Below are 251 nucleotides of genomic sequence, written 5' to 3'. Positions count from 1 at the left end.
AATCCTTCAATATCTATTGTTTAACTTGACTGAATTTGGTCGGTGTAGAGATAGATAGGCTCGTCTTTCCGACAGGCAAGTTCATAATCGTATTAACGCCTTCTGAGCTCAGTTTTTTTGATTGCAAATCTACCTTGTTCAGTTTTTGGTTTAGAGTAGATTTAGTCGCGGTAACTTGCTGGGTTTTAGGCTTTGAAGTGGTGGTTGATTTTTTTGAACTATCTCCCCCGCAGCCGATCAAAGCTATAGGT

General features: G+C 39.8%; 1 protein-coding gene. It reads right to left on the bottom strand.

The genetic code is table 11. The annotated features are described in order from the left end of the window. Positions 1 to 13 precede the first annotated feature (13 nt). Positions 14 to 251: hypothetical protein (locus AB4496_RS12535; RefSeq protein WP_372131069.1), on the bottom strand; the 238-nt coding region annotated here is incomplete at its 5' end.

This window comes from Vibrio sp. 10N.222.46.A1, from assembly GCF_041473595.1.
Classification (GTDB): Bacteria; Pseudomonadota; Gammaproteobacteria; order Enterobacterales; family Vibrionaceae; genus Vibrio; species Vibrio tasmaniensis_A.
The sequence above is the reverse complement of the archived record's forward strand: the minus strand, read 5'-3'. Positions and strand labels throughout refer to the sequence as shown.